The following is a 25323-nucleotide window of genomic DNA, read 5'->3' on the forward strand; positions in this document are numbered from 1 at the left end:
TTTCACGTGAAACACCACCCCTCACCACTGCCACGGGTCGGCGGCGTTTCACGTGAAACATCGCCGCACTCCGACGCGGCACGACTCAGCTCTGCGTGGCCCACCACTCCTTGAGCGCGCCGACCGCCCGCTCGTGCTCCATCGGTCCGTTCTCCAGGCGCAGCTCCAGCAGGAACTTGTACGCCTGGCCGATGGCGGGTCCGGGGCCGATGCCCAGGATCTCCTGGATCTGGTTGCCGTCGAGGTCGGGGCGGATCGCGTCCAGTTCCTCCTGCTCCTGGAGCTGGGCGATGCGCTCCTCCAGGCCGTCGTAGGCGCGGGAGAGCGCGGTCGCCTTGCGCTTGTTGCGGGTCGTGCAGTCCGAGCGGGTCAGTTTGTGCAGACGCGAGAGCATCGGCCCCGCGTCACGGACGTAGCGGCGGACGGCCGAGTCGGTCCACTCGCCGGTCCCGTAACCGTGGAAGCGAAGGTGCAGCTCCACCAGCTGCGAGACGTCCTTGATCATCTCGTTGGAGTACTTGAGCGCGGTCATGCGCTTCTTGGTCATCTTCGCGCCGACCACCTCGTGGTGGTGGAAGGAGACTCGGCCGTCCTTCTCGAAGCGACGGGTACGCGGCTTGCCGATGTCATGAAGCAGGGCCGCAAGGCGCAGCACCAGGTCCGGGCCGTTCTCCTCCAGGTCGATCGCCTGGTCGAGCACGGTCAGGGAGTGCTCGTAGACGTCCTTGTGCCGATGGTGCTCGTCGCTCTCCAGACGCAGCGCGGGCAGCTCGGGGAGCACATGATCGGCGAGCCCGGTGTCCACGAGGAGCCCGAGGCCCTTCCGGGGGTGGGCGGAGAGCAGCAGCTTGTTGAGCTCGTCACGGACGCGCTCGGCGGAGACGATCTCGATCCGGCCGGACATCTCCGTCATCGCCGTGACGACCTCGGGGGCGACCTCGAAGTCCAGCTGGGCGGCGAACCGCGCGGCCCGCATCATGCGCAAGGGGTCGTCGGAGAACGACTCCTCCGGTGTACCGGGGGTGCGCAGCACCCGGGCGGCGAGATCCTCGAGGCCGCCGTACGGGTCGATGAACTCCTTCTCCGGCAGAGCCACAGCCATCGCGTTGACGGTGAAGTCACGTCGGACGAGGTCGTCGTCGATGGAGTCGCCGTAGGAGACCTCGGGCTTGCGCGACGTCCGGTCGTACGCCTCCGAGCGGTACGTGGTGACTTCGATCTCAAAGCGCTGGACAGCGTCTCCGACGCGGGCGTCCTTCTGGCAGCCGACCGTCCCGAAGGCGATGCCTACCTCCCATACGGCGTCGGCCCAGGGCCGGACGATCTTCAGTACGTCCTCGGGGCGGGCGTCGGTGGTGAAGTCCAGGTCGTTGCCGAGCCGGCCGAGCAGGGCGTCCCGTACCGAGCCTCCGACCAGCGCGAGGCGGAACCCGGCCTCCCGGAAAAGGCGGGCGAGGTCGTCGGCGGCAGGGGACACACGCAGCAGTTCGCTGACCGCGCGGCGTTGCACCTGGCTCAGTGCAGTCGGGGTGTCTTCGTTGGCGTTCGGCACAACAGAAAAGGGTACGTGCCCCGGCTCGCGGCGACGCCCCTGTTTTCCGGAGCTCCGGGGCTCGTGACGCGCCGGCCGGAGGCCCGTCCGGAGGTCGGAGGGAGATCGACCGGAGACCGGCTGGAGCAGTCCCCGGCACTTGCTCCCAGCGTGCCTCGTTACCATGCCTGGACACAGCAACCGGGAACCACCTACACCACAGGCACCACAGACAACGACGAGGACGGGCGAACGCGTGGCCGAGGCGGCAGACATCCAGGGAACCGGTCCCTCACCTGCCCGCCGATGGCTGCGGCGCACGATCACCGTCGCCTTCGGGGCGCCGCTCCTCGCCGGACTGCTGCAGGCCCCGGCGGTGACCTCTCCGGCAGCCGCCGCCGAGGACGCAACCGGCTCGAAGACCGTCGATGTGTCCCTCGACACGCTGACTCCGAGTGCACCGGTCGAGGGGGACACCGTCAGGGTCACCGGGACGGTCACCAACCGGAGCAGGAAGGCCGTCACCGACGCGACCGTGGACCTGCACGTCGGGCCGCGGATGACGAGCCGCAGCCAGATCGATCAGGTGGCAGGACGTACGGGCTTCCGGCACGACAGCGACCCTGCCGCCCTCGATGACGCCCCCACCATCGCCATCCCTCGGCTGGGCGCCGGCCTGAGTGCGGAGTTCTCCCTCTCCGTACCGGTCTCCAAGCTCGGACTCGACGAGGCGGGCGTCTACCAGCTGGGCGTCTCCCTCACCGGGCAGACCCCGGACCAGCGCTACGACCGGGTGCTCGGCATCGAGCGGACCTTCGTGCCCTACCAGCCCGAGGCCACGGAGAAGAAGACCCAGCTCACCTATCTGTGGCCGCTGATCTCCTCGGCTCATGTCTCGGCGGAGACGGCCACGGACGATCAGCAGACCCCGGTCTTCGAGGACGACGCCCTGGCGGCCGAGCTGAAGCCGGGCGGACGGCTCGACCAGTTGGTCTCGCTGGGCAAGGACCTCCCGGTCACCTGGGTGGTCGACCCGGATCTGCTGGCCTCCGTCGACGCCATGGCGAACGGTTACCGCGTCAAGGACGGCACTCTGCACGTCCCCGGCCCGAACCAGACCGCCGCCGAGCGGTGGCTGAACGCGCTGGAGAAGGCGATCGAGGGCCGCAAGGTCGTCGCCCTTCCCTTCGCGGACCCCGACCTCGCCTCCCTGGCCCACCGGGGCAAGGACGTCCCCGGCTCGCTGGGGCACCTCCAGTCGGCGACCGCCCTCGCCAGGGGGACGGTCGAGACGATCCTCCACGTACAGCCCGCCACGGATTTCGCCTGGCCCGCCGACGGGGCCGTCGACCCCTCGATCGTGGCGGTGGCGACCTCGGCCGGTGCCGACAAGGTGATCGCCCGCAGCGACAGCGTCCGCGACGACCTCTCGTACACGCCCACGGCCGCCCGCCCCCTCGGCAACGGCAGTACGACGGCCGTGGTGAGCGACGCGCTCCTGTCGACCGCGTTCGAGGGGGACATGGTCCGGGCGGAGAAGTCCACGCTCGCGGTCCAGGAGTTCCTCGCCCAGTCCCTCGCGATCACCCTGGAGCAGCCGGAGGTCCGGCGCAGCATCGTGGTCGCCCCGCAGCGGATGCCGTCCGTCGCCCAGGCGCAGACCATGGCGACCGCCCTTCACGGGCTCTCCGGCCGGCGCTGGAGCGAGCCGGTCGACCTCCTGGTGGCAGCGGCGGCCAAGCCCGACCCCGGCGCCTCCACCGCGGTGCCCGGCAGCTCCCGGTACCCGAAGAAGCTGCGCGACCGCGAGCTGCCGGTCCAGGCCTTCCGGGACATGAAGACCACCCGCGACGAGCTGGACGACTTCAAGGTCGTCCTGACCCTGCCGTACCGCGTCGTGACCCCCTTCGGCAACGCGATCAACCGCGAGATGTCGACCTCGTGGCGTGGTCAGGCGAGGTCGGCCGCGATCTACCGGGGCAACGTCCTGGAGTATCTGCAGACCCTCACCAAGGGCGTCCAACTGGTGGACAAGTCGGACCTCACCCTGTCCGGCCGCAGCGCGACGATCCCCGTGACCGTTCAGAACCAGCTGCTGCAGGACGCCCATCTGGTGCTCCGGCTCACCTCAGGCAACAAGAACCGGCTGAAGCTGAACGGCGACGACGGGCTCGCCGAGCTGCCCGTGAAGATCAACGGCGGGCACAGCCAGTCGGTGAAGTTCCCGGTATCGGCGAACGTCAACGGCCAGGTGGCGATGACGGCCCAGCTCTACACCGACGACGGCACTCCGTACGGACAGCCGATGACCTTCAACGTGAAGGTCTCCGAGATCACCGCCACGGTCATGCTCGTGATCGCCGGTGGAGTCCTCCTCCTCGTCCTGGCGGGCGTACGCATGTACAGCCAGCGCAAGCGGCGGGCCGCCCGTAACGCCGAAGCGGAAGCCGAAGCGACGGAGGCGGACACGGAGCCGGAGAAGGAGCAGACGGACCCGGAGACGGAGACACGGCCGGCGGAGACCGACGGGGACGACGGGGACGACGAACCCGTGCAGCCGAGTGACCCGACACCGGACACCGGGCCCGAAAGCGCCGACCCGTCGGGCGCGGGTGAGAAAGTGGACCGTTGAGCGATGTCGTGGCCGGTCGGCCGGGGACGATGAGGTGGGGTAACCATGAACGCGCCGTACGACGGTGACCGCGGCCAGGGCCCGGGCGGCACCGCGCCGTCCGGTGGGACGCCCCCGGCACCACCCGGTTCCGGCTACCCGCCGGTGCCGCCCCCACAGGGCGCCCACCCGCAGCACCCACAGAACCCTCCGGAGCCGGACCCCTACGGACAGGGCGTCCATCCGCAGCACCCGTACGCCCAGGATCCCTACGTCCAGGACGCGTACACCCACGACCCGTACCGCGCCCAGGACCTCTCCGCGCAGGACCCGGTGACCGAGGCGCTCTACGACCGCGCCGCGCACCCGCCGCCCCCGCCCGGCACCTACCAGGAGCCTCAGCCCCTCTACCAGCAGCCGGCCGCGCCCCCGCACGCTCCCGACCCCCGGGTGTGGGCGCAGACCCCGGCGCCGGAGCCGGAAGGCCCCTCGCGCCACCTGCCGTACGGGGACGACGCGCGCACGGTCCAGTTCACCGGCGTCGACGACCTGGTCACCCGGGCCGGCGAGGAGATGCCCGAGCCGGACGCCTTCGCGCACCTCTACCGCGACCAGCAGACGCCGGGCCAGGTGCCCCCGCCGGCCCCGGAGCCGGACCCCATGCCCGCGCCCGTCCCCAAGAAGTCCGGCCGCGCCTCCGGGCTGCTGAAGTCGAGCGCGCTCATGGCGGCCGGCACCCTGGTGTCCCGGCTCACCGGTTTCGTCCGCAGCCTGGTGATCACCGGCGCACTCGGCGCGGCCCTGCTCGGTGACACCTTCACCATCGCCTACACCCTGCCGACGATGATCTACATCCTCACCGTCGGCGGCGGCCTCAACTCGGTCTTCGTCCCGCAGCTCGTCCGCTCGATGAAGAACGACGAGGACGGCGGCGAGGCCTACGCCAACCGTCTGCTCACTCTGGTCATGGTGGCGCTCGGCGCCATCGTGGCCCTTGCCGTCTTCGCCGCCCCGCTGCTCATCCGGCTGATGTCGAACACCATCGCCGACGACGCGGCGGCCAACAGCGTGGCCGTGACCTTCGCCCGCTACTGCCTGCCCACGATCTTCTTCATGGGTGTGCACGTGGTGATGGGTCAGATCCTCAACGCCCGCGGCAAGTTCGGCGCGATGATGTGGACCCCGGTCCTCAACAACATCGTCATGATCGTCACCTTCGGCCTGTTCATCTGGGTCTACGGCACCTCCGCCGAGTCCCAGATGGGTGTGCAGACCATCCCGGACGACGGCATCCGCCTGCTCGGCATCGGCACCCTCCTCGGACTCGTCGTCCAGGCGCTGGCGATGATCCCGTACCTCCGTGAGACGGGCTTCCGTTTCCGGCCCCGCTTCGACTGGAAGGGCCACGGGCTCGGCAAGACGGTCAAGCTCGCCAAGTGGACCGTCCTCTTCGTCCTCGCCAACCAGGCGGGCGTCCTGGTCGTCACCCAGCTGGCCACGGCCGCCGGTGCGGAGTCCGGACAGAACGGCGCCGGCTTCCTCGCGTACTCGAACGCCCAGCTGATCTGGGGCATGCCTCAGGCCATCATCACCGTCTCCGTCATGGCCGCGCTGCTGCCGCGTATCTCCCGCGCCGCCCACGACGACGACCCCGGTGCCGTCCGGGACGACATCTCGCAGGGCCTGCGCAACTCGGCCGTAGCGATCGTCCCCGTCTCCTTCGCCTTCCTCGCGCTCGGCGTCCCGATGTGCACCCTGCTGTACGCCTCCAGCGGTTTCGAGGCAGCCCGGAGCATGGGCTTCATCCTGATGGCCTTCGGCCTCGGCCTGATCCCCTACTCCGTCCAGTACGTCGTGCTCCGCGGCTTCTACGCCTACGAGGACACCCGGACGCCCTTCTACAACACGGTCATCGTCGCCGCGGTCAACGCGGCCGCCTCCGCGATCTGTTACGTCGTCCTGCCCGCCCGATGGGCCGTCGTCGGTATGGCCGCCTCCTACGGACTCGCCTACGCCGTCGGTGTCGGCATCGCGTGGCGCCGCCTCCGCAAGCGGCTGGGAGGCGACCTGGACGGCACCCAGGTCATGCGGACCTACGCGCGCCTCTGCATGGCCTCCGTCCCCGCCGCGATCGTCTCCGGCGCTGTCGGATTCGGTCTGCTGAAGGTCCTCGGCGAAGGCGCGTTGGGCTCACTCGTGGCCCTGCTCGTCGGCGGAACGGTGCTCCTCGGAGTCTTCTTCGTCGCCGCCAAGCGGATGCGGATCGCGGAGCTGAACACCCTGGTCGGTATGGTGCGCGGACGCCTCGGACGCTGAACCGGCGGATCCCGCACAACCATCGAGGGGAACCGCGTGTCGTGCATAGCGTCCGACTGTGGGCACAATTGGCTTGGCTGTTGGATGTGGCGCAACGGATGGGGAGGCAGGAACGACGGTGGCGGAACGTAGCACGGCTGCCGTCGACGTGGCCGACAACAGCGGTGACGACCCGCTGACCGCCAAGGCGGGCACGGCCGCGACCGACGGAGTGGCGGAAGAGCAGAAGACGGCGGAGCAGAGCGCCGAGGCCACGGAGAAGAAGGCGGTCGAACCACAGAGCGGTGAACAGCCCTCCCCGACGGCTCCCGAACTGCACAGCGGCCACAAGTTGGCCAGACGCTACCGGCTGGAGGAGTGCGTCACCCGTCTGGACGGCTTCAGCAGCTGGCGTGCCGTCGACGAGAAACTGCGGCGTGCCGTAGGGGTCCACCTGCTGCCCGCGGACCACCCCCGGGCACGATCGGTCCTGGCCGCGGCCCGCTCCTCGGCCCTCCTCGGCGACCCTCGTTTCGTCCAGGTCCTCGACGCCGTCGAGGAGAACGACCTCGTGTACGTCGTGCACGAGTGGCTGCCCGACTCCACCGAGCTGACCGCGCTGCTCGCGCTCGGCCCGCTGGAGCCCCACGACGCCTACCAGCTCGTCAGCCAGGTCTCCCAGGCCATGGCCGCCGCCCATCGCGAAGGCCTCGCCCACCTCCGGCTCACCCCCAGCGCCGTCCTGCGCAGCTCCACCGGCCAGTACCGGATCCGCGGCCTGGCCGTGAACGCCGCCCTGCGCGGCATCACCGCCGAGCGGCCCCAGCGCACCGACACCGAGGCGATCGGCGCCCTCCTGTACGCCGCGCTCACCCAGCGCTGGCCGTACGACAGTGACGCGTACGGGCTCTCCGGCCTTCCCAAGGGCGTCGGCCTCCTCGCGCCCGACCAGGTCCGCGCCGGCGTCCATCGGGGCCTCTCCGAGATCGCCATGCGCGCCCTGGTCAACGACGGGGCCACCGCCTCGCGCCAGGAACCGCCCTGCACCACTCCGGACGAGCTGGCCAAGGCCGTGGCCGCGATGCCCCGTGTGAAGCCGCCGGAGCCCGAGTTCGCCGCACCGCCCGAGTACCAGCGCACGACGTACCAGCAGGGCACCTACGGCCGCCCCCAGCAGCGCCCGGCGCCCACCCAGCCGGTGATCGTTCCGCCTCCGCCGCTCCAGAGCCGCGCCGGCACGGCGCTGAAGTGGGCCGTCTCCGCCCTTCTCATCGCCGCCCTCGGCCTGGGCAGCTGGCAGATCGCGGACCGGCTCCTCGGCCCCGAGGCCGCCCCCAAGGTGCCGGTGACGACGCCCACCGCCGACGAGAAGCCGCCACCGCCCAAGCCGATCGCCATCACCTCCGCCGAGGACTTCGACCCGCTGGGCAACGGTGTGGAGAACGGCCAGGCCATAGAGAACGCCTACGACGGCGACCCCAGCACCTCCTGGCACACCGTGAGCTACGCCAACGCCGAGTTCGGCTACCTGAAAGCCGGCGTAGGGCTCGTGCTCGACCTGGGCAAGGCTCAGGAGATCAGCTCGGTCGAGCTGGCGTTCACGGGTGACACCTCGGTAGAGCTGCGCACCGCGGCCTCCGACGCCTCCTCGGCGCCTTACACGCTCGACGACTTCACGACCCAGGCGTCCGACGACGGCACCGACGTCACGCTCAAACCCACCAAGCCCGTCACGACCCGCTACGTTCTGGTCTGGCTGACGAAGCTGCCCAACAATGACGGCGGGTTCCGCGGCAGGCTGACCGAGATCAAGATCATGGGCTGACCGCCGCACAAGGAGGGGCTCACCGTTGGACGATCCGATAGACAAGGCCACAGGCGACCAGGAGCTCTTGGCCCTCCATGTCGCCGGGGACCCGGATGCCTTCGGTGAGCTCGTGCGGCGGCATCGCGATCGACTGTGGGCGGTCGCACTGCGGACCCTGGGCGACCGCGAGGAGGCCGCTGACGCCGTCCAGGACGCCCTGATCTCCGCCTTCCGGGCCGCCCACACCTTCCGCGGCCAGTCAGCCGTCACGACCTGGCTCCACCGCATCACGGTGAACGCCTGCCTCGACCGCGCGCGCAAGGCGGCCTCCCGCAGAACCTCACCGGTCGACGACTCCGGCCGCTTCGAGCAGCTCCTCGAACCCCACGAGTCGGCCGAGGCGCCCGTGGAACGACAGGATGTCCACCGCCAAGTCCTCGACGCGCTCGCCGCGATCCCCGCCGACCAGCGTGCCGCCCTCGTTCTGGTCGACATGCAGGGATACCCAGTGGCGGAGGCGGCCCGTATCCTCGGCGTTCCCACCGGCACCGTGAAGAGCCGCTGCGCGCGCGGGCGGGCACGACTGCTTCCGATGGTCACTCATCTGCGCGCCGACACCGTGGGTAACGAAGCCGCCGATGGGGGAAGGAACCGGACGCCGGGGACATCCGTCCCACCGGTGCCGGGGCCGACGGACACCGGACCGACTGATCCAGCTGCTGTGAAGGGCGGAGGTGGGCGCGCGTGACTTCCACGACCGGCAAGGCCGACACGACACAGCACCCGGACGTCTCGGAGATCTCCGAACTGACCGAAGGACTGCTCTCACCGAACCGCTCCGCCGTCGTCCGCCGCCATCTGGCCGTCTGTCCGCTATGCGCCGATGTACGGACCTCTCTGGAGGAGATCCGTGGGCTCCTGGGCACCCTGCCCGGGCCGCCCCGTATGCCTGCCGAGATCGTCGGCCGTATCGATGCCGCGCTCGCCGCCGAAGCCCTCCTCGCTGCCACGACGCCCGAGAGCGACGCCTCTGTTTCACGTGAAACATCGCGTACCGCGTCGGAGACGGCTGGCTCCCCCTCCCGGTTGCCCGCCACGGACCGCCCTGCCGGACGCCCCGGCGCCGCCACCGGCCCCGGCCGGACCAGGAGGCCCCGCCGCCGGATCGCGCTGCTCGCCACACTCGGTGCCGCCTGCAGTGCCATGGTCCTGGGAACGAGCCTCTACCTCAGCCAGGTGGGCACCATGAACGCCGGAGGAGACGCGGCGGACACCAAGAAGGCCGACACGACCGCCGCTGCGCCCCTCATCCCCTTCTCGGGGGCGCCGGTCGAAGACCGCGTCCACGCGCTCCTGGCCGAGGAGGGCATGGCCAGGACGCCCCGAGGAATCGGACCCGAGTCGATGTCCGCCGAGACGGGCACCACCCCTCCCCAGCGGAACAGAGACACCGCCGTCCCCGGCTGTGTGCTGGCCGGCACCGGCCGCACCGACGCCGTGCTCGGGCACGAGCGGGGCGAGTACCAGGGGTCGCCCGCCTATCTGCTGGTCCTGCCGGATCCCGTGGACAGCAGCCGGATCCAGGCCTACGTCCTCGACGCCTCCTGCGCCGACCGGACCACGGCGAGCGGAAGCCCGGCCGCCGACCTTCTGTTCAGCCAGACGTATCCCCGCTCCTGACCTCGCGCCTCGACCGGTCACGGTGCCGCGCGGCGGGCTCGGGAATGTACGCCCCTTAGGATCCGTTGGGTGGGGTGAGAGTGACCGAGACAACGCCCCCGTAGGCAGTGGCAGTCTGCAGAGACGAGGAAGAAATCCGTGAGCGACGTCCGTAACGTGATCATTATCGGCTCCGGGCCCGCGGGTTACACCGCTGCGCTCTACACCGCCCGAGCGTCGCTGAACCCCCTGGTCTTCGAAGGTGCCGTCACCGCCGGTGGCGCACTGATGAACACGACCGAGGTCGAGAACTTCCCCGGCTTCCGTGACGGCATCATGGGCCCGGACCTGATGGACAACATGCGGGCCCAGGCAGAGCGCTTCGGTGCCGAGCTGATCCCCGACGACGTCATCGCCGTCGACCTGACCGGCGAGATCAAGACGGTCACCGACACCGCCGGTACCGTGCACCGCGCCAAGGCCGTCATCGTCACCACGGGCTCCCAGCACCGCAAGCTCGGCCTGCCGAACGAGGACGCGCTCTCCGGCCGCGGTGTCTCCTGGTGCGCCACCTGCGACGGGTTCTTCTTCAAGGACCAGGACATCGCCGTCGTCGGCGGTGGCGACACGGCGATCGAGGAAGCCACCTTCCTCTCCCGCTTCGCCAAGTCCGTCACGATCGTCCACCGTCGGGACACCCTCCGCGCCTCCAAGGCCATGCAGGAGCGCGCCTTCGCCGACCCGAAGATCTCGTTCGCCTGGGACAGCGAGGTCACCGAGATCCACGGCGAGCAGAAGCTCAGCGGTCTGACCCTGCGTGACACGAAGACCGGTGAGACCCGCCAGCTCCCCGTCACCGGCCTCTTCATCGCGGTCGGCCACGACCCGCGGACCGAGCTCTTCAAGGGTCAGCTGGACCTCGACGAGGAGGGCTACCTCAAGGTGGAGGCCCCGTCGACCCGCACGAACCTCACCGGTGTCTTCGGCGCCGGCGACGTCGTCGACCACACCTACCGCCAGGCCATCACGGCCGCCGGCACCGGCTGCTCCGCCGCGCTGGACGCCGAGCGTTTCCTGGCCGCCCTCGCCGACAGCGAGAAGCTGGCCGAGACCCCCGCGGTCTGACCCCGTCTCTCCTCACCCCACCCCGCGAGATCAAGGAGGCCGCTGTGGCCCTGAAGACTGTGACCGACGCTTCCTTCGAAGACGACGTCCTCAAGAGCGACAAGCCCGTCCTGGTGGACTTCTGGGCGGCCTGGTGCGGCCCCTGCCGCCAGATCGCCCCGTCGCTGGAGGCCATCGCCGCCGAGCACGGCGAGATCGAGGTCGTGAAGCTCAACATCGACGAGAACCCGGCCACGGCCGCCAAGTACGGCGTCATGTCCATCCCGACGCTGAACGTGTACCAGGGCGGCGAGGTCGTGAAGACGATCGTCGGCGCCAAGCCGAAGGCCGCCATCCTGCGCGATCTTGAAGGTTTCGTCGAGCCCACGGCCTGATGCTCCCTCGTTGTTTCACGTGAAACAGGAGCGCTGTTTCACGTGAAACACAGAACGGCCCGCCCCTCCTGGGGCGGGCCGTTCTCGTGTCCCCGATGCTAGAGCGGCCGCAGGACCGGCTCCTTCTGCACGGCACCGAGAAGTCGGTCCAGGGCCATCTCGACGTCCTCCTTCCAGGAGAGCGTCGTCCGGAGCTCCAACCTCAGCCTGGGGAAAGCCGGATGCGGTCGCACCGTCTTGAAGCCCACCGCCAGAAGATGATCCACCGGCAGCACACAGGCGGGTTCCTTCCACCGAGCGTCTCCGAATGCCTCGATGGCCTTGAACCCCCTCCGCAGAAGGTCCTTGGCCACGGTCTGCAGCATCACCCGGCCCAGCCCCTGCCCCTGGTAGTCGGGCATGATCCAGGCGGTCATCAGCTGTGCGGCGTCGGCGGCCACCGGGCTCGTCGGAAAGGCCGTCGAGCGCGGCACATAGGCCGGGGGAGCGTAGAGGACGTAGCCGACCGGCACCTCGTCGACATAGACCACGCGACCGCACGATCCCCACTCCAGCAGGACGCCGGAGATCCAGGCTTCCTTCTCCAACTCCGGATGCCCGGCCTTCACCGCAGCCTCCCCGCTGACCGGGTCCAGCTCCCAGAAGACACAGGAGCGACACCGTTGGGGCAGGTCCGGAAGGTTGTCCAGCGTGAGCGGTACGAGCCGACGCCCCACGGCTGTTCCTCACTTCCCTCGCCATCGAGTACGGATACGCCTCTGAGAATCGTATCGATCAGTCGATCGGGGGGACAGCGCTCACAGACAAAGGGCGGGCCGGGTTCCGGCGAAGTCCGGATCCCGGCCCACCCTGGGCGACCTCACAAGGCGGCGGGAGAGCTCAGCCCTCCGCTCCCGGAGCAGCGTTCTTCTGGTCCAGCACCCGGCCCTCGCCGGGAGCGAGCGTCGAGAGGATCCGTTCCAGATCCTCCATCGAGGCGAACTCGACGACGATCTTGCCCTTCTTCTGCCCCAGGTCGACCTTCACCCGGGTCTCGAACCGGTCCGAGAGCCGGGAGGCGAGGTCCGTCAGCGCGGGTGAGACCCGGCCGCCTGCGCGCGGGCCCTTCGGCTTGACCACGCCGACGGGCTCCTCGGAGCCCATGAGGCTGACGATCTCCTCGACACTGCGCACCGAGAGGCCCTCGGACACGATCCGGTAGGCCAGCTTGTCCTGGGACTCCGGGTCCTCCACACCGAGCAGGGCCCGCGCGTGGCCGGCGGACAGCACTCCGGCGGCAACCCTCCGCTGTACCGGCGGCGAGAGCCGCAGGAGGCGCAGTGTGTTGGAGATCTGCGGGCGGGACCGGCCGATCCGCTCCGCGAGCTGGTCATGGGTGCAGCCGAAGTCCTTCAGCAGCTGCTCGTAGGCGTGAGCCTCTTCGATAGCGTTCAGCTGAGCACGGTGGAGGTTCTCCAGGAGGGCGTCCAGGAGCATCTTCTCGTCGTCGGTGTCCCGGACGATCGCCGGAATCCGCTCAAGACCTGCCGCCTTCGACGCCCTCAGGCGACGCTCACCCATGACGAGCTCGTAGCGCTCGTCATCGACCTTGCGCACGACCACGGGCTGGAGGAGGCCGACCTCCTTGATGGAGATGACGAGCTCCGCCAGGGCGTCCTCGTCAAAGATCTCACGCGGCTGGTGCCGATTGGGGACGATGGCTTCGAGCGGAAGCTCGGTGAAGTAGGCCCCGGCCGGCGGCTCCGGCCGGAACAGCGACTCCGCTTCGTTCCACGACGACGTGGACTCCGGCGACCGCGCGCTCTGCGGGAGCGTCGCCAGCTTCGCCGCCGCCACCCCTCGATCCGCAGGCATGGCGGGAACCGCACCGGGGGAGGTGACACCCGTCCCGACACCGGTTGCCGACGTCTGTCGTTCCTGGGGAGCAGCGGGAATCAGAGCACCGAGCCCACGCCCCAATCCCCTACGTCGCTCACTCACTGGATCCCCTCCGACATGCTGCGCTGGTTGTTCTGGTGGCCGACATGGGCGTGCTGCGGGTCATAGTGCACGGTGGCCCCCCGCAGAGCGATCTCACGGGCCGCTTCGAGGTACGACAGGGCGCCACTCGAACCCGGGTCGTAGGTGAGGACCGTCTGCCCGTAGCTCGGTGCTTCCGAGATACGGACGGACCTCGGGATGCTGGTCCGCAGCACCTCGTCGGCGAAGTGGGTGCGCACTTCGTCGGCAACCTGGGAGGCGAGCCTCGTCCGGCCGTCGTACATGGTGAGCAGGATCGTGGAGACGTGGAGGGCGGGGTTGAGGTGTCCCCGCACCAGGTCGACGTTCCTCAGGAGCTGGCCGAGCCCTTCAAGCGCGTAGTACTCGCACTGGATGGGGATCAGCACCTCGGCTCCGGCCACCATGGCGTTGACCGTGAGCAGACCGAGCGAGGGCGGGCAGTCGATGAGGATGTAGTCCAGCGGCTGCTCATAGGCCTGGATCGCCCGCTGGAGGCGGCTCTCGCGCGCCACCAGGGACACCAGCTCGATCTCCGCGCCGGCGAGATCGATGGTGGCGGGGGCACAGAAGAGGCCCTCGACGTCCATGACCGGCTGCACCACATCGGAGAGCGGCCTGCTGTCCACAAGGACGTCGTAGATCGAGGGGACCTCGGCGTGGTGGTCGATGCCGAGCGCCGTGGAGGCGTTGCCCTGCGGGTCCAGGTCGATGACGAGGACCCGGGCACCGTGCAGAGCCAGGGACGCGGCAAGGTTGACCGTCGTGGTCGTCTTGCCCACGCCGCCCTTCTGATTGGCGACCACCATCACGCGAGTCTGCGCCGGGCGGGGAAGTCCCTCACCGGCACGACCCAAGGCTTCTACTGCCAGCTGGGCAGCACGACCAATGGGGGTGTCGTCCATCGGGGGCGGTGTTTCACGTGAAACATCCTCCCCCACCGATTCGGTTCGGGGACCGGGGACCGGATCGGTCATCGGTCCCGCGATGTTGGCGTCGGACCGCAAGGATTCACTCTCCTCGGCTTCAGGCTCGCGATGGGGAGAGCCTGCCATGCTTTCGGGGTCATGAACCAGCGAGGCCGGTGGTTCTGTGGGTGAATCCACCTCTGTGGACATCTTCGTAACCCTCACGGGTGGCTTCACACGGAGTCGGCGGTCCCGGGGCGTGGCGGCCGCGCGGCCGCGGCTGATGATCCCCTGCAGCAGTGAGCGACGTTTCACGTGAAACACCATGCCCGTGCCGTTCGGGTCCGGGGCCGGTCGACACTCCGAAATGGTACGTATGGGACAGTCAGCGGCGTCGGCGGGTTTTGCTCGTCCGGGCCGCCTTGGCCCGCTTCGCCGCGAACCGGACCCCACCCGGGCTCTCGCCGACTTCCACCCGGACCACCGTGGACAGCGGATCGACGATCCCCTCACCCACGTGCAGCACCGAGGTCGCCACCACGCCGAGCCGCGAGAGCGCCGCGCGGGCACCGCTGATCTCCTCCTCCGCGGTGTCGCCCTTGAGCGCCAGCATCTCTCCGTACGGGCGCAGCAGGGGAACCCCCCAGCCGGCGAGGCGGTCCAGCGGCGCCACCGCGCGAGCGGTCACCACATGAACGGGCGTGATCTTGCCGAGCATCTCCTCCGCCCGCCCCCTGGCCACGGTGACGTGGTCGAGGCCGAGCAGCTCGACGACCTCCTGGAGGAAGTTCGTCCGGCGGAGCAGCGGCTCCAGAAGCGTGATCTTCAGGTCGGGCCGGACCAGCGCCAGGGGGATGCCGGGAAGACCGGCGCCCGAGCCCACGTCGCAGACGGTGACGCCTTCGGGGACAACCTCCGAGAGGACAGCACAGTTCAACAGGTGGCGTTCCCACAGTCGCGGGACCTCGCGGGGGCCGATCAGACCCCGCTTCACACCCGCGTCCGCGAGGAGCTCGGCATACCGCACCGCCTCCGGGAAGTACTGGCCGAAGACTGTCCGTGCCTGCTCCGGAGCCTCGGGGAGCTCCGCTGCCTCCGTCACGGGAACCGTCCTTCCGTACCGCACGCTTCGCGTGCGAGCGCACTGTGGTGGCTGACTATCGGGCTGACAAAGATCGGCCCCGCCTGTGAACAGACGGGGCCGACACTACGTGAGGGTTCAGGCCGGGAGCACAACGACGAAGCGCTGCGGCTCCTCGCCCTCGGACTCGCTGCGAAGACCGGCAACGGCGATCGCGTCGTGCACGACCTTGCGCTCGAACGGCGTCATCGGGTCCAGCTTGACCGGCTGCCCGGTGGACTTCACCTCGGATGCGGCCTTGGCACCCAGCTCGGCGAGCTCGGTGCGCTTCTGGGCACGGAAGCCGGCGATGTCGAGCATCAGACGGCTGCGGTCACCCGTCTCCCGGTGCACGGCGAGGCGGGTCAGCTCCTGGAGGGCCTCCAGGACCTCACCGTCGCGGCCCACGAGCTTCTGCAGCTCACGGCTGCTGGAGTCGCTGATGATCGAGACCGCGGCCCGGTCCGCCTCGACGTCCATGTCGATGTCGCCGTCGAGGTCGGCGATGTCGAGCAGACCTTCGAGGTAGTCGGCCGCGATCTCACCCTCCTGCTCGAGGCGGGTCAGGGTGTCGCCACCCTCGGCGGCGGCGGAGGTGGTGCCTTCCGTCACGGATGGACTCCTTCTTGCTTCGGCGAGGCTTACTTCTTGGAGGACGGGTGCTTGGGCCGCTGCTGGCCCTTGCGCTGACCGGACTTGCCCTGGCGGGAGCCTCCGGAGTTGGCACGGCTCGGACGCGCGGGCTTGTCGCCTGCCTCGTCCTTCGAGTCGCCCTTGGCGTCGGTCGCGGCCGGACCCTGAGGCTTCTTCTCGAGCGAGGTGGTCGCCTCTCCGGCGGCCGGCTCGGAGACTCCCTCGGTGTCCTTGGCCATGGCCTGGGCCGCGGCGGCCTGGCGCTGGGCCTTGGTCTGACGCTTGGGCTGCTGGCGCCTGGCGGCGGCACCGCCCTCGGCCTCGGTCTCGATCGTGTCGCTCTTGATCACGCTGCCGTCGGCCTGAGCGGCGAAGCCCGCCTTGGTCAGACCCGAGAAGAAGCGGCGCTCGTTCTCGTTGCGGTCGCTGCTGCTCTTGGCGACGATCATCTTGACGATGGTCTTCCGGCGGCGACCGCGGACCTCGCCGTGCGTGGTGATGCTCTTCAGCAGGCGCTGGAGGTAGGAGTCCTGCGCCTTGCTGCCCGGCGTCGGGTTCTGGTTGATCACGTACATCTGCTGGCCCATGGTCCACACGTTGGTGGTCAGCCAGTAGACGAGGACGCCGACGGGGAAGTTGATGCCCATGACGGCGAAGATCACGGGGAAGATGTACATGAGCATCTTCTGCTGCTGCATGTACGGGGTCTTCACCGAGAGGTCGACGTTCTTCATCATCAGCTGGCGCTGGGTGAAGAACTGCGAGGCCGACATCATGATGATCATGATCGCGGTGACGATCCGGACCGAGATGATCGAAGCGTCCAGAGCGGCGACGTCGGCGGCACTGTCCGTGAACTTCGAGGCCAGCGGAGCGCCGAAGATGTGCGCCTGCCGGGCGCTGTCGAGCAGCGACTGGTTGATGACGCCGACCGTGTCGCCCTCGGCGATGTTGGACAGCACGTGGTACAGGGCGAAGAAGAACGGCGACTGCGCCAGGATGGGAAGGCACGAGGAGAGCGGGTTGGTACCCGTCTCCTTGTACAGCTTCATCATCTCTTCGGACTGACGCTGCTTGTCGCTCTTGTAGCGCTCCTGGATCGCCTTCATCTTCGGCTGGAGCGCCTGCATGTTCCGCGTCGACTTGATCTGCTTGACGAACAGCGGAATCAGACAGATACGGATCAGCACCACCAGGCACACGATCGACAGGCCCCAGGCCCAGCCCGTGTCAGGGCCGAAGATCGCCCCGAACAACTTGTGGAACTGGACGATCACCCATGAGACAGGTGTGGTGATGAAGCTGAAAAAACTGGCAATCGTGTCCACTAATCAGGCTCCTTGAGCATTGGGCGAGGTCTCTGCGGCCGGGCTCGTCTCGGCGGTGGACCCGCCCTTGTCGCCGCGCAGCGCGTTCCTCAGCATCTCGTGCCAGCGGGGGCGCTTACGCGGGGGGACGTGGTCCACACCGCCGGGCGACCACGGATTGCACCGCAGGATGCGCCAGGCGGTCAGGGCCGTGCCCTTGATCGCGCCATGCCGGTCGATGGCCGTGAATCCATAGTGGGAACACGACGGGTAGTACCGGCAGACGGGGCCCAGGAGCGGGCTGATCGTCCACTGGTACAGCTTGATGAGAGCCAGCAGCGGGTACTTCATCGCGTGCCCCCTCCCAGCAGCCGCTGGAAAGCGGCGTCCAGGTCTCGGGCCAGCTGTGCGTGATCGGCGTCGCCGGCTCCGGGCAACGCCCGTACGACCACCAGGCTACCGGGGGGCAGCTCGGTGAGCCGGTCGCGGACGAGATGGCGCAGACGACGCTTCACCTGGTTGCGTACGACCGCCCCGCCCACGGCTTTGCTCACGACGAAACCCGCACGCGTCGGGGGAGCGCTCTCCCCAGGCGCGTGCGGGCTCGTTGCACCGCTGCGTAGGTGGACGACGAGGAGCGGGCGACCGGCCCGGCGACCTCGGCGTACCGCGGTTGCGAAGTCCTCGCGCCGCCTCAGCCGATTCTCGGTAGGCAGCACGTCATGACCTGTTTAAGTGGCTCAGGCGGACAGGCTCGAGCGACCCTTGGAACGGCGGTTCGCCAGGATGGCGCGACCGGCACGCGTACGCATCCGCAGGCGGAAGCCGTGGGTCTTGGCGCGACGACGGTTGTTCGGCTGGAAGGTGCGCTTGCTCACTCGGGGGCTCCAGAAATGATTCGTAGATGGCGGGACATCGCCTGGCTGTCACCGTGCGCCCACGAGTAGCTCGCAATACGCCCGAGTGCACCGCTTCACGATCACAGACCGTGATCTTTGCCCATCGGAGGCAGGCGGCAGCAGCCATCGACAACTCGACCTGGTTACGGTACGCGCGGCTACGCCATCCGGTCAAACCGACCTGTTGCCGCCCTCCATTGTGCACAGGCTGTGGACAACAACTTGAACCACGTCAGCCGCCGCGACTACCGTGGATGGACTCCGACCTCTTTTCCGTTCTGTCCTCACCTGTCCTCCTGGACCCGTCCTCACGGACATCGACCCACCGTCCCCCCGAGAACCACACCATCGGGGGACCCGCGAGAAAGCGTGCCCTGTGGCTGACGTACCTGCCGATCTTGCCGCAGTGTGGCCACGCGTCCTCGAGCACCTCCTCGCCGAGGGCCAGCAGGGAATCGAGCCCAAGGACAAGCAGTGGATCGAGCGCTGCCAGCCGCTGGCCCTGGTCGCGGACACCGCGCTCCTCGCCGTGCCCAACGAGTGGGGCAAGCGCGTCCTCGAAGGCCGGCTCGCTCCGCTGATCAGCGAGACCCTGAGCCGTGAGTGCGGCCGCACGATCCGGATCGCGATCACCGTCGACGACTCCGTCGGCGAGCCGACCCCGCCGGCGCCCCCCGTGCAGCAGTCCCGCTACGACGAGCGCGCCCAGCCGGAGCCGTACGACAAGTACGAGGGATACGGCCACCGGCCGATGCCCGACGACGGGCTGCCCACCGCACGCCCCGCCTACCCGGACTACTCGCAGCAGCGGCCCGACCTCGGCGCCTGGCCCCGAACCCAGGAGGACCTCTGGCAGCAGCCCCGGATGGGCGGCTACCAGGAGCGGGCGCCGTACACCGGTCCCGAGCAGCCCAGGCAGTCGCGTTACGACGAGGCGCCCCGCGGTTACGAGTCGCAGCGGCCCGAGCGCGCCGAGCTGCCCGACCCGCAGAACCACGGGGGCCGTCCCGGTCCCCGGCCTAGCGGTCCCGGGGGCGGGCCGGGCGGGGGCCACGGCTCCTCGTCCTCCGCGCAGGGTTCCGGCGCTCCCGGCGAGCAGCACGCGCGGCTGAACCCCCGGTACCTCTTCGACACCTTCGTCATCGGTTCCTCGAACCGCTTCGCGCACGCGGCCGCCGTCGCGGTGGCCGAGGCACCGGCGAAGGCGTACAACCCGCTCTTCATCTACGGCGAGTCGGGCCTCGGCAAGACCCATCTGCTGCACGCGATCGGACACTACGCGCGGAGCCTCTACCCCGGCACGCGCGTGCGGTACGTGAGCTCCGAGGAGTTCACGAACGAGTTCATCAACTCGATCCGCGACGGCAAGGGCGACGCCTTCCGCAAGCGCTACCGCGATGTGGACATCCTGCTCGTCGACGACATCCAGTTCCTCGCGAGCAAGGAGTCGACGCAGGAGGAGTTCTTCCACACCTTCAACACCCTGCACAACGCGAACAAACAGATCGTGCTCTCCTCGGACCGGCCGCCCCGACAGCTGGTGACCCTGGAGGACCGGCTCCGCAACCGCTTCGAGTGGGGTCTGACCACCGACGTGCAGCCGCCCGAGCTGGAGACGCGTATCGCGATCCTCCGGAAGAAGGCGGTGCAGGAGCAGCTCAACGCCCCGCCGGAGGTGCTGGAGTTCATCGCGTCGCGGATCTCGCGGAACATCCGTGAGCTGGAGGGCGCGCTGATCCGGGTGACGGCCTTCGCGAGTCTCAACCGGCAGCCGGTGGACCTGGGTCTGACCGAGATCGTCCTCAAGGACCTCATCCCGGGTGGCGAGGACTCGTCGCCGGAGATCACTGCCCCGGCGATCATGGCGGCCACGGCGGACTACTTCGGTCTGACGGTGGAGGACCTCTGCGGATCCTCGCGCAGCCGTGTCCTGGTGACGGCCCGGCAGATCGCCATGTACCTGTGCCGCGAGCTGACGGACCTGTCGCTGCCGAAGATCGGCGCGCAGTTCGGTGGCCGCGACCATACGACGGTGATGCACGCGGACCGGAAGATCCGCGCGCTGATGGCCGAGCGGCGCTCCATCTACAACCAGGTCACCGAGCTCACCAACCGCATCAAGAACGGCTGACGCTCGCCTCAGCGGCCTCTCGAAGGGCGCCCCGGGACACCTCCCGGGGCGCCCTTCGGCGTCTCCGGAGCCCTCCCGGGGCGCCCTTCGGCGTCTCCGGAGCCCTTCCGGGGGGCTGTGCACAGCTGGGCCCGACGTCGGGCGGCGACCCGGCTGTTCGATTACTCCGTTCCGGTGGCGGGTTCTCCACAGATTGGGGGATGATCTCCCGTCCACAGGGTGGGGACTGTCGAGTTATCCCGATCGTGTCCACAGGCAGGCCTGGTGACAGATCATCACCCCAGGTCAGACCCTTGTGGAATTGTTGGTAAAAGATCTCCACAGGCTGTGGATGAATCTTTCGTCCACAGGGTGGCCGAAGGGTTGTCCACCGGCCGCCCACAGGCTGTGGTCCGTTGCCCACAGCTTCTCCACACCCCTGTCCACTGTTCGGCAACGAATCGCCCCCTCTCACCGCGTCGAGTGAAAGCGGTCACACCAAGGAGGACGGTTGGGCTGTGGGGAACCGGGGTAAAGCTGGGGACAGCGCTGGGGAGAACTCCCCGTGGCCTGTGTACGGGGTGTGCAGAACTTTCGGGTGTCCACAGAGAACCCCAGTTGTCCACCGGCTTCACCCACAGGCTCGGTGGACAAAAAATTGGGTCTGACCTGCAAAAACGGGGTTATCCACCGTTTCCACAGGCCCTACTACTACTCCCACATAGAGTTAGCCCGGAATCCGCTTCGAAGTGGGGCCTGTGCACAACTCGGCGCCGGAGCTCCGACGCGCCCTCGTCCCGACTTGACCCCGAGCAGCACCGAGTGTCGGCGGCGTACGTCAGACTGGTTCTCGCAGTCGACGAAGAGCCAGCAACAGCAGGAGGCGGTTCCGGTGAAGATCCGGGTGGAGCGCGATGTACTCGCGGAGGCGGTGGCCTGGGTGGCCCGCAGCCTCCCGGCCCGTCCGCCGGCGCCCGTGCTCGCGGGCCTTCTGCTGAAGGCCGAGGACGGCGCACTGAGCTTCTCGAGCTTCGACTACGAGGTCTCGGCCCGCGTCTCCGTCGAGGCGGAGGTCGAGGAGGACGGCACCGTCCTGGTCTCCGGCCGACTGCTCGCCGACATCTGCCGCGCCCTCCCCAACCGTCCCGTGGAGATCTCCACAGACGGTGTACGGGCGACGGTGGTCTGCGGCTCCTCCCGCTTCACCCTCCACACGCTGCCTGTGGAGGAGTACCCGGCGCTGCCGGAGATGCCCACCGCGACCGGCACCGTCCCCGGTGAGGTCTTCGCCTCCGCCGCCGCGCAGGTGGCCATCGCCGCCGGCCGTGACGACACCCTGCCCGTGCTCACCGGTGTGCGCATCGAGATCGAGGGCGACACGGTCACCCTGGCCTCCACCGACCGCTACCGCTTCGCGGTCCGCGAGTTCATGTGGAAGCCCGAGTCCCCCGACGCCTCCGCGGTCGCCCTGGTGCCCGCGAAGACCCTCCTGGACACCGCCAAGGCGCTCACCAGCGGGGACACCGTGACCCTCGCTCTCTCCGGCTCCGGCAAGGGCGAGGGCCTCATCGGCTTCGAGGGCGCGGGCCGCCGCACCACCACCCGGCTGCTCGAAGGCGACCTGCCGAAGTACCGGACGCTCTTCCCCACCGAGTTCAACTCGGTCGCGGTGATCGAGACCGCCCCCTTCGTCGAGGCCGTCAAGCGTGTGGCTCTGGTGGCCGAGCGCAACACCCCGGTCCGGCTGAGCTTCGAGCAGGGCGTGCTGATCCTGGAGGCGGGCTCCAGTGACGACGCACAGGCTGTGGAGCGGGTCGACGCGCAGCTCGAGGGCGACGACATCTCGATCGCCTTCAACCCGACCTTCCTCCTGGACGGCCTCAGCGCGATCGACTCCCCGGTTGCCCAGCTCTCCTTCACGACCTCCACGAAGCCGGCGCTGCTGAGCGGGAAGCCCGCCCTGGACGCCGAGGCGGACGAGGCCTACAAGTACCTGATCATGCCGGTGCGACTCTCCGGATGACCCTCCGGGGCGGCCGTCGACTGAGCGGCTGACCCCACAGGTGTGCACCCGGGTCCCGGCGTAGGCTCGGACCCGGGTAAACCGCACACGACGCTTAAGGAATCTCTGATGGAGCTCGGTCTCGTCGGTCTCGGCAAGATGGGCGGCAACATGCGTGAGCGCATCCGCCGCGCAGGCCACACCGTCATCGGATACGACCGCAACCCGGACCTCGCCGATGTCCACAGCCTCGAAGAGCTTGTGGGCAAGCTCAAGGGGCCCCGCGTCGTGTGGGTCATGGTTCCGGCCGGTGCCGCGACCCAGTCCACCATCGACGAGCTGGCCGCCCTGCTCTCTCCCGGCGACATCGTCGTGGACGGCGGGAACTCGCGCTGGACGGACGACGAGAAGCACGCCGGGGAGCTGGCGGCCAAGGGCATCGGCTTCGTCGACTGCGGTGTCTCCGGCGGCGTCTGGGGCCTGGAGAACGGCTACGCGCTGATGTACGGCGGCGACGCCGAGAACGTGGCGAGGGTCCAGCCGATCTTCGACGCGCTCAAGCCCGAGGGCGAGTTCGGCTCGGTCCACGCGGGCAAGGTCGGCGCCGGCCACTTCGCGAAGATGGTCCACAACGGCATCGAGTACGCGATGATGCAGGCTTACGCCGAGGGCTGGGAGCTCCTGGAGAAGGTCGACTCCGTCACCGACGTGCGTGAGGTCTTCCGCTCCTGGCAGGAGGGCACGGTCATCCGTTCCTGGCTGCTCGACCTCGCGGTGAACGCCCTGGACGAGGACGAGCACCTGGAGCAGCTGCGCGGCTTCGCCCAGGACTCCGGCGAGGGCCGGTGGACCGTCGAGGCCGCCATCGACAACGCCGTACCGCTGCCGGCGATCACCGCGTCGCTCTTCGCGCGGTTCGCCTCGCGGCAGGACGACTCCCCGCAGATGAAGATGATCGCCGCGCTGCGCAACCAGTTCGGCGGCCACGCGGTCGAGTCCAAGAAGTAATCCACAGGCTGTGCGCCCCGCGGTGCACAGCCGCCGGGGGAAGAAGGTCGGCGCCCAACCATGCACGTCACGCATCTGTCGCTGGCCGACTTCCGCTCCTACGCCCGGGTCGAGGTCCCGCTCGACCCGGGCGTCACCGCTTTCGTGGGTGCCAACGGCCAGGGCAAGACCAATCTGGTCGAGGCCGTCGGTTATCTCGCGACCCTCTCCAGCCACCGCGTCGCCTCCGACGCCCCGCTCGTCCGGATGGGGGCGGAGCGTGCGGTCATCCGAGCCGCCGTCACCCAGGGCGAGCGCTCCCAGCTGATCGAACTCGAACTCAACCCCGGTCGGGCCAACCGTGCCCGTATCAACAGGTCCTCGCAGGTCAGACCGCGTGACGTGCTCGGCATCGTACGGACCGTGCTGTTCGCGCCCGAGGACCTCGCCCTGGTGAAGGGCGACCCCGGCGAGCGCCGGCGCTTCCTCGACGAGCTGATCACGGCGCGCACGCCGCGCATGGCCGGCGTGCGCTCCGACTACGACCGCGTGCTCAAGCAGCGCAACACGCTCCTGAAGTCCGCCGCGATGGCCCGACGGCACGGCGGCCGCGGCATGGACCTCTCCACCCTGGACGTCTGGGACCAGCACCTGGCGCGGGTCGGAGCCGAGCTGCTCGCCCAGCGGCTGGATCTGATCGCCGTACTGCAGCCGCTCGCGGACAAGGCGTACGACCAGCTGGCGCCCGCCGGCGGACCGATTCTGCTGGAGTACCGACCCTCCGCGCCCGGCACCGGGCACACCCGCGAGGAGCTGTACGAACAGCTGATCGCCGCGCTCGCCGAGGTACGCAAGCAGGAGATCGAGCGGGGCGTCACGCTGGTCGGGCCGCACCGGGACGAGCTGCTGCTCAAGCTCGGCGAGTTGCCGGCGAAGGGATACGCCAGTCATGGCGAGTCCTGGTCGTACGCGCTGGCGCTGCGGCTCGCCTCGTACGACCTGCTGCGGTCCGAGGGCAACGAGCCGGTCCTCGTCCTCGACGACGTCTTCGCCGAGCTGGACGCGCGGCGCCGCGAGCGGCTCGCGGAGCTGGTGGCGGGCGGCGAGCAGGTGCTCGTGACGGCGGCGGTGGACGACGACGTGCCGGCGGTCCTGGCGGGGACCCGGTACGAGGTGGGCGGCGGGACGGTGGAACGGGTATGAGCGACGAAAACCGTCCACAGCCTGTGGACACACCTTTGCCGACGACGCCTTCGGTGCCCGAAGCCTCGGGCGTCGACCTCGCCCGGGTCGCGCTGCGCGCGGCCAAGGAGCAGGCGAAGGCCAAGGGCGCGGCCGCCCAGCAGAAGAAGCAGGCCCGACGCGGAGGCGGACTGCGCTCCGGCGCGCGCGCCGACGGGCGCGACCCCATGGCGCTCGGTGCGGCGATCAACCGGCTGATCACCGAACGCGGGTGGGAGACGCCGGCGGCCGTCGGCGGGGTGATGGGCCGCTGGCCGCAGATCGTCGGCGAGGACCTGGCGAAGCACTGCGTACCGCTGAAGTTCGACGACGAGCCGGACGCGCGTGTGCTCACCGTGCAGTGCGACTCGACGGCCTGGGCGACGCAGCTGCGGCTGCTGGCGCCCCGGCTCGTGGCCCGTCTCAACGAGGACCTCGGTCATGGGACGGTGCGGGTGATCAAGGTGCTGGGGCCGGGGGCGCCGCGGCGGGGGTACGGGCCGCTCAGGGCGCCGGGGTCGGTGGGGCCCGGGGACACGTACGGGTAGCAGCGGGCGCGCGGGTCCTCCAGGCGCGGGTCCAGGTGTGGAAGGCCGCCGCGCGTGGGGCGTCGTGCCCACCTGTTCCGCCCCGGAACGTATGCCCACAACGCGGTGGTGCGGGTGCCCGCAACGAGGCGGCGCGGACGCCCGCGACGCCCGCCGCAAGGCGCCCGCCCCGCGGCCGGTCCGATGCT

The 25323-nt window shown here is 69.4% G+C and carries 22 protein-coding genes; 12 read left to right on the plus strand and 10 right to left on the minus strand.

Annotated elements, in window-relative coordinates:
- Positions 1 to 85 precede the first annotated feature (85 nt).
- Positions 86 to 1552, minus strand: a complete 1467-nt coding sequence (locus ABZ567_RS13505) for a CCA tRNA nucleotidyltransferase (protein WP_360788161.1) — start codon at positions 1550 to 1552, stop codon at positions 86 to 88.
- 235 nt (positions 1553 to 1787) lie between these two features.
- On the opposite strand from ABZ567_RS13505, the gene ABZ567_RS13510 reads away from it, so the two are divergent.
- The 7 genes from ABZ567_RS13510 (at position 1788) to trxA (ending at position 11402) form a co-directional block, all read left to right on the plus strand.
- Complete coding sequence (locus tag ABZ567_RS13510) at positions 1788 to 4163, plus strand: DUF6049 family protein (protein ID WP_360788164.1); 2376 nt, start codon at positions 1788 to 1790, stop codon at positions 4161 to 4163.
- A 45-nt stretch (positions 4164 to 4208) separates the two neighbouring features.
- Entirely contained in the window at positions 4209 to 6458 is a 2250-nt protein-coding gene (gene murJ / locus ABZ567_RS13515) for a murein biosynthesis integral membrane protein MurJ (RefSeq protein WP_360788167.1), read from the plus strand.
- Positions 6459 to 6576: 118 nt separating this feature from the next.
- Entirely contained in the window at positions 6577 to 8262 is a 1686-nt protein-coding gene (locus ABZ567_RS13520; protein WP_360788170.1) for a protein kinase family protein, read from the plus strand.
- Positions 8263 to 8287: 25 nt separating this feature from the next.
- On the plus strand, positions 8288 to 8992 hold the full coding sequence (sigM, locus tag ABZ567_RS13525) for an RNA polymerase sigma factor SigM (RefSeq protein ID WP_360788173.1): 705 nt from the start codon (positions 8288 to 8290) through the stop codon (positions 8990 to 8992).
- Positions 8989 to 9924, plus strand: a complete 936-nt coding sequence (locus ABZ567_RS13530) for a hypothetical protein (protein WP_360788176.1) — start codon at positions 8989 to 8991, stop codon at positions 9922 to 9924. The genes sigM and ABZ567_RS13530 overlap by 4 nt, the downstream gene beginning before the upstream one ends.
- Before the next feature lie 138 nt (positions 9925 to 10062).
- Complete coding sequence (gene trxB, locus ABZ567_RS13535; protein WP_360788179.1) at positions 10063 to 11028, plus strand: thioredoxin-disulfide reductase; 966 nt, start codon at positions 10063 to 10065, stop codon at positions 11026 to 11028.
- Positions 11029 to 11072: 44 nt separating this feature from the next.
- Positions 11073 to 11402 (plus strand): thioredoxin, encoded by a 330-nt coding sequence (trxA, locus tag ABZ567_RS13540; protein WP_360788182.1) that lies wholly within the window; start codon positions 11073 to 11075, stop codon positions 11400 to 11402.
- Between the two features lie 98 nt (positions 11403 to 11500).
- On the opposite strand, the gene ABZ567_RS13545 is transcribed toward trxA, so the two are convergent.
- The 9 genes from ABZ567_RS13545 to rpmH all read right to left on the minus strand — a co-directional run bounded on the left by ABZ567_RS13545 (position 11501) and on the right by rpmH (position 18246).
- The gene (locus tag ABZ567_RS13545) at positions 11501 to 12118 is read right to left on the minus strand and encodes a GNAT family N-acetyltransferase (RefSeq protein WP_360788185.1); all 618 of its coding nucleotides are present in this window, start codon (positions 12116 to 12118) and stop codon (positions 11501 to 11503) included.
- Positions 12119 to 12281: 163 nt separating this feature from the next.
- Positions 12282 to 13382: a ParB/RepB/Spo0J family partition protein gene (locus ABZ567_RS13550; RefSeq protein ID WP_360788188.1), complete on the minus strand. Its 1101-nt coding sequence runs from the start codon at positions 13380 to 13382 to the stop codon at positions 12282 to 12284.
- The gene (locus tag ABZ567_RS13555; RefSeq protein WP_360788190.1) at positions 13379 to 14455 is read right to left on the minus strand and encodes a ParA family protein; all 1077 of its coding nucleotides are present in this window, start codon (positions 14453 to 14455) and stop codon (positions 13379 to 13381) included. The genes ABZ567_RS13550 and ABZ567_RS13555 overlap by 4 nt, the downstream gene beginning before the upstream one ends.
- Positions 14456 to 14693: 238 nt before the next feature.
- The gene (gene rsmG / locus ABZ567_RS13560; RefSeq protein WP_360788193.1) at positions 14694 to 15410 is read right to left on the minus strand and encodes a 16S rRNA (guanine(527)-N(7))-methyltransferase RsmG; all 717 of its coding nucleotides are present in this window, start codon (positions 15408 to 15410) and stop codon (positions 14694 to 14696) included.
- A gap of 117 nt (positions 15411 to 15527) precedes the next feature.
- Complete coding sequence (locus tag ABZ567_RS13565) at positions 15528 to 16040, minus strand: R3H domain-containing nucleic acid-binding protein (RefSeq protein ID WP_360788195.1); 513 nt, start codon at positions 16038 to 16040, stop codon at positions 15528 to 15530.
- Between the two features lie 29 nt (positions 16041 to 16069).
- The gene (yidC, locus tag ABZ567_RS13570; protein WP_360788198.1) at positions 16070 to 17389 is read right to left on the minus strand and encodes a membrane protein insertase YidC; all 1320 of its coding nucleotides are present in this window, start codon (positions 17387 to 17389) and stop codon (positions 16070 to 16072) included.
- Between the two features lie 3 nt (positions 17390 to 17392).
- Positions 17393 to 17719, minus strand: coding sequence for a membrane protein insertion efficiency factor YidD (yidD, locus tag ABZ567_RS13575; protein ID WP_015034858.1), 327 nt, complete (start codon positions 17717 to 17719; stop codon positions 17393 to 17395).
- Positions 17716 to 18087 (minus strand): ribonuclease P protein component, encoded by a 372-nt coding sequence (gene rnpA, locus ABZ567_RS13580; RefSeq protein WP_360788201.1) that lies wholly within the window; start codon positions 18085 to 18087, stop codon positions 17716 to 17718. Before rnpA ends, yidD begins: the two co-directional genes overlap by 4 nt.
- A 21-nt stretch (positions 18088 to 18108) precedes the next feature.
- A complete protein-coding gene (gene rpmH, locus ABZ567_RS13585; protein ID WP_060891143.1) occupies positions 18109 to 18246 on the minus strand; it encodes a 50S ribosomal protein L34 in 138 nt (45 codons plus the stop codon).
- A 397-nt stretch (positions 18247 to 18643) separates the two neighbouring features.
- On the opposite strand from rpmH, the gene dnaA reads away from it, so the two are divergent.
- From dnaA to ABZ567_RS13610, 5 genes are all read left to right on the plus strand, one after another.
- Positions 18644 to 20398 carry a chromosomal replication initiator protein DnaA gene (dnaA, locus tag ABZ567_RS13590; protein WP_360788206.1) on the plus strand — a complete coding sequence of 585 codons (1755 nt, stop codon included), beginning with the start codon at positions 18644 to 18646 and terminating at the stop codon, positions 20396 to 20398.
- Between the two features lie 871 nt (positions 20399 to 21269).
- On the plus strand, positions 21270 to 22400 hold the full coding sequence (gene dnaN / locus ABZ567_RS13595; RefSeq protein WP_360788208.1) for a DNA polymerase III subunit beta: 1131 nt from the start codon (positions 21270 to 21272) through the stop codon (positions 22398 to 22400).
- A 108-nt stretch (positions 22401 to 22508) separates the two neighbouring features.
- On the plus strand, positions 22509 to 23387 hold the full coding sequence (gene gnd / locus ABZ567_RS13600) for a phosphogluconate dehydrogenase (NAD(+)-dependent, decarboxylating) (RefSeq protein WP_360788211.1): 879 nt from the start codon (positions 22509 to 22511) through the stop codon (positions 23385 to 23387).
- Positions 23388 to 23447: 60 nt separating this feature from the next.
- The gene (gene recF / locus ABZ567_RS13605; protein ID WP_360788214.1) at positions 23448 to 24569 is read left to right on the plus strand and encodes a DNA replication/repair protein RecF; all 1122 of its coding nucleotides are present in this window, start codon (positions 23448 to 23450) and stop codon (positions 24567 to 24569) included.
- A complete protein-coding gene (locus tag ABZ567_RS13610) occupies positions 24566 to 25135 on the plus strand; it encodes a DciA family protein (protein ID WP_360788217.1) in 570 nt (189 codons plus the stop codon). The genes recF and ABZ567_RS13610 overlap by 4 nt, the downstream gene beginning before the upstream one ends.
- Positions 25136 to 25323: the final 188 nt, after the last annotated feature.

It is taken from the genome of Streptomyces sp. NPDC016459 (assembly GCF_040632845.1).
Classification (GTDB): Bacteria; Actinomycetota; Actinomycetes; order Streptomycetales; family Streptomycetaceae; genus Streptomyces.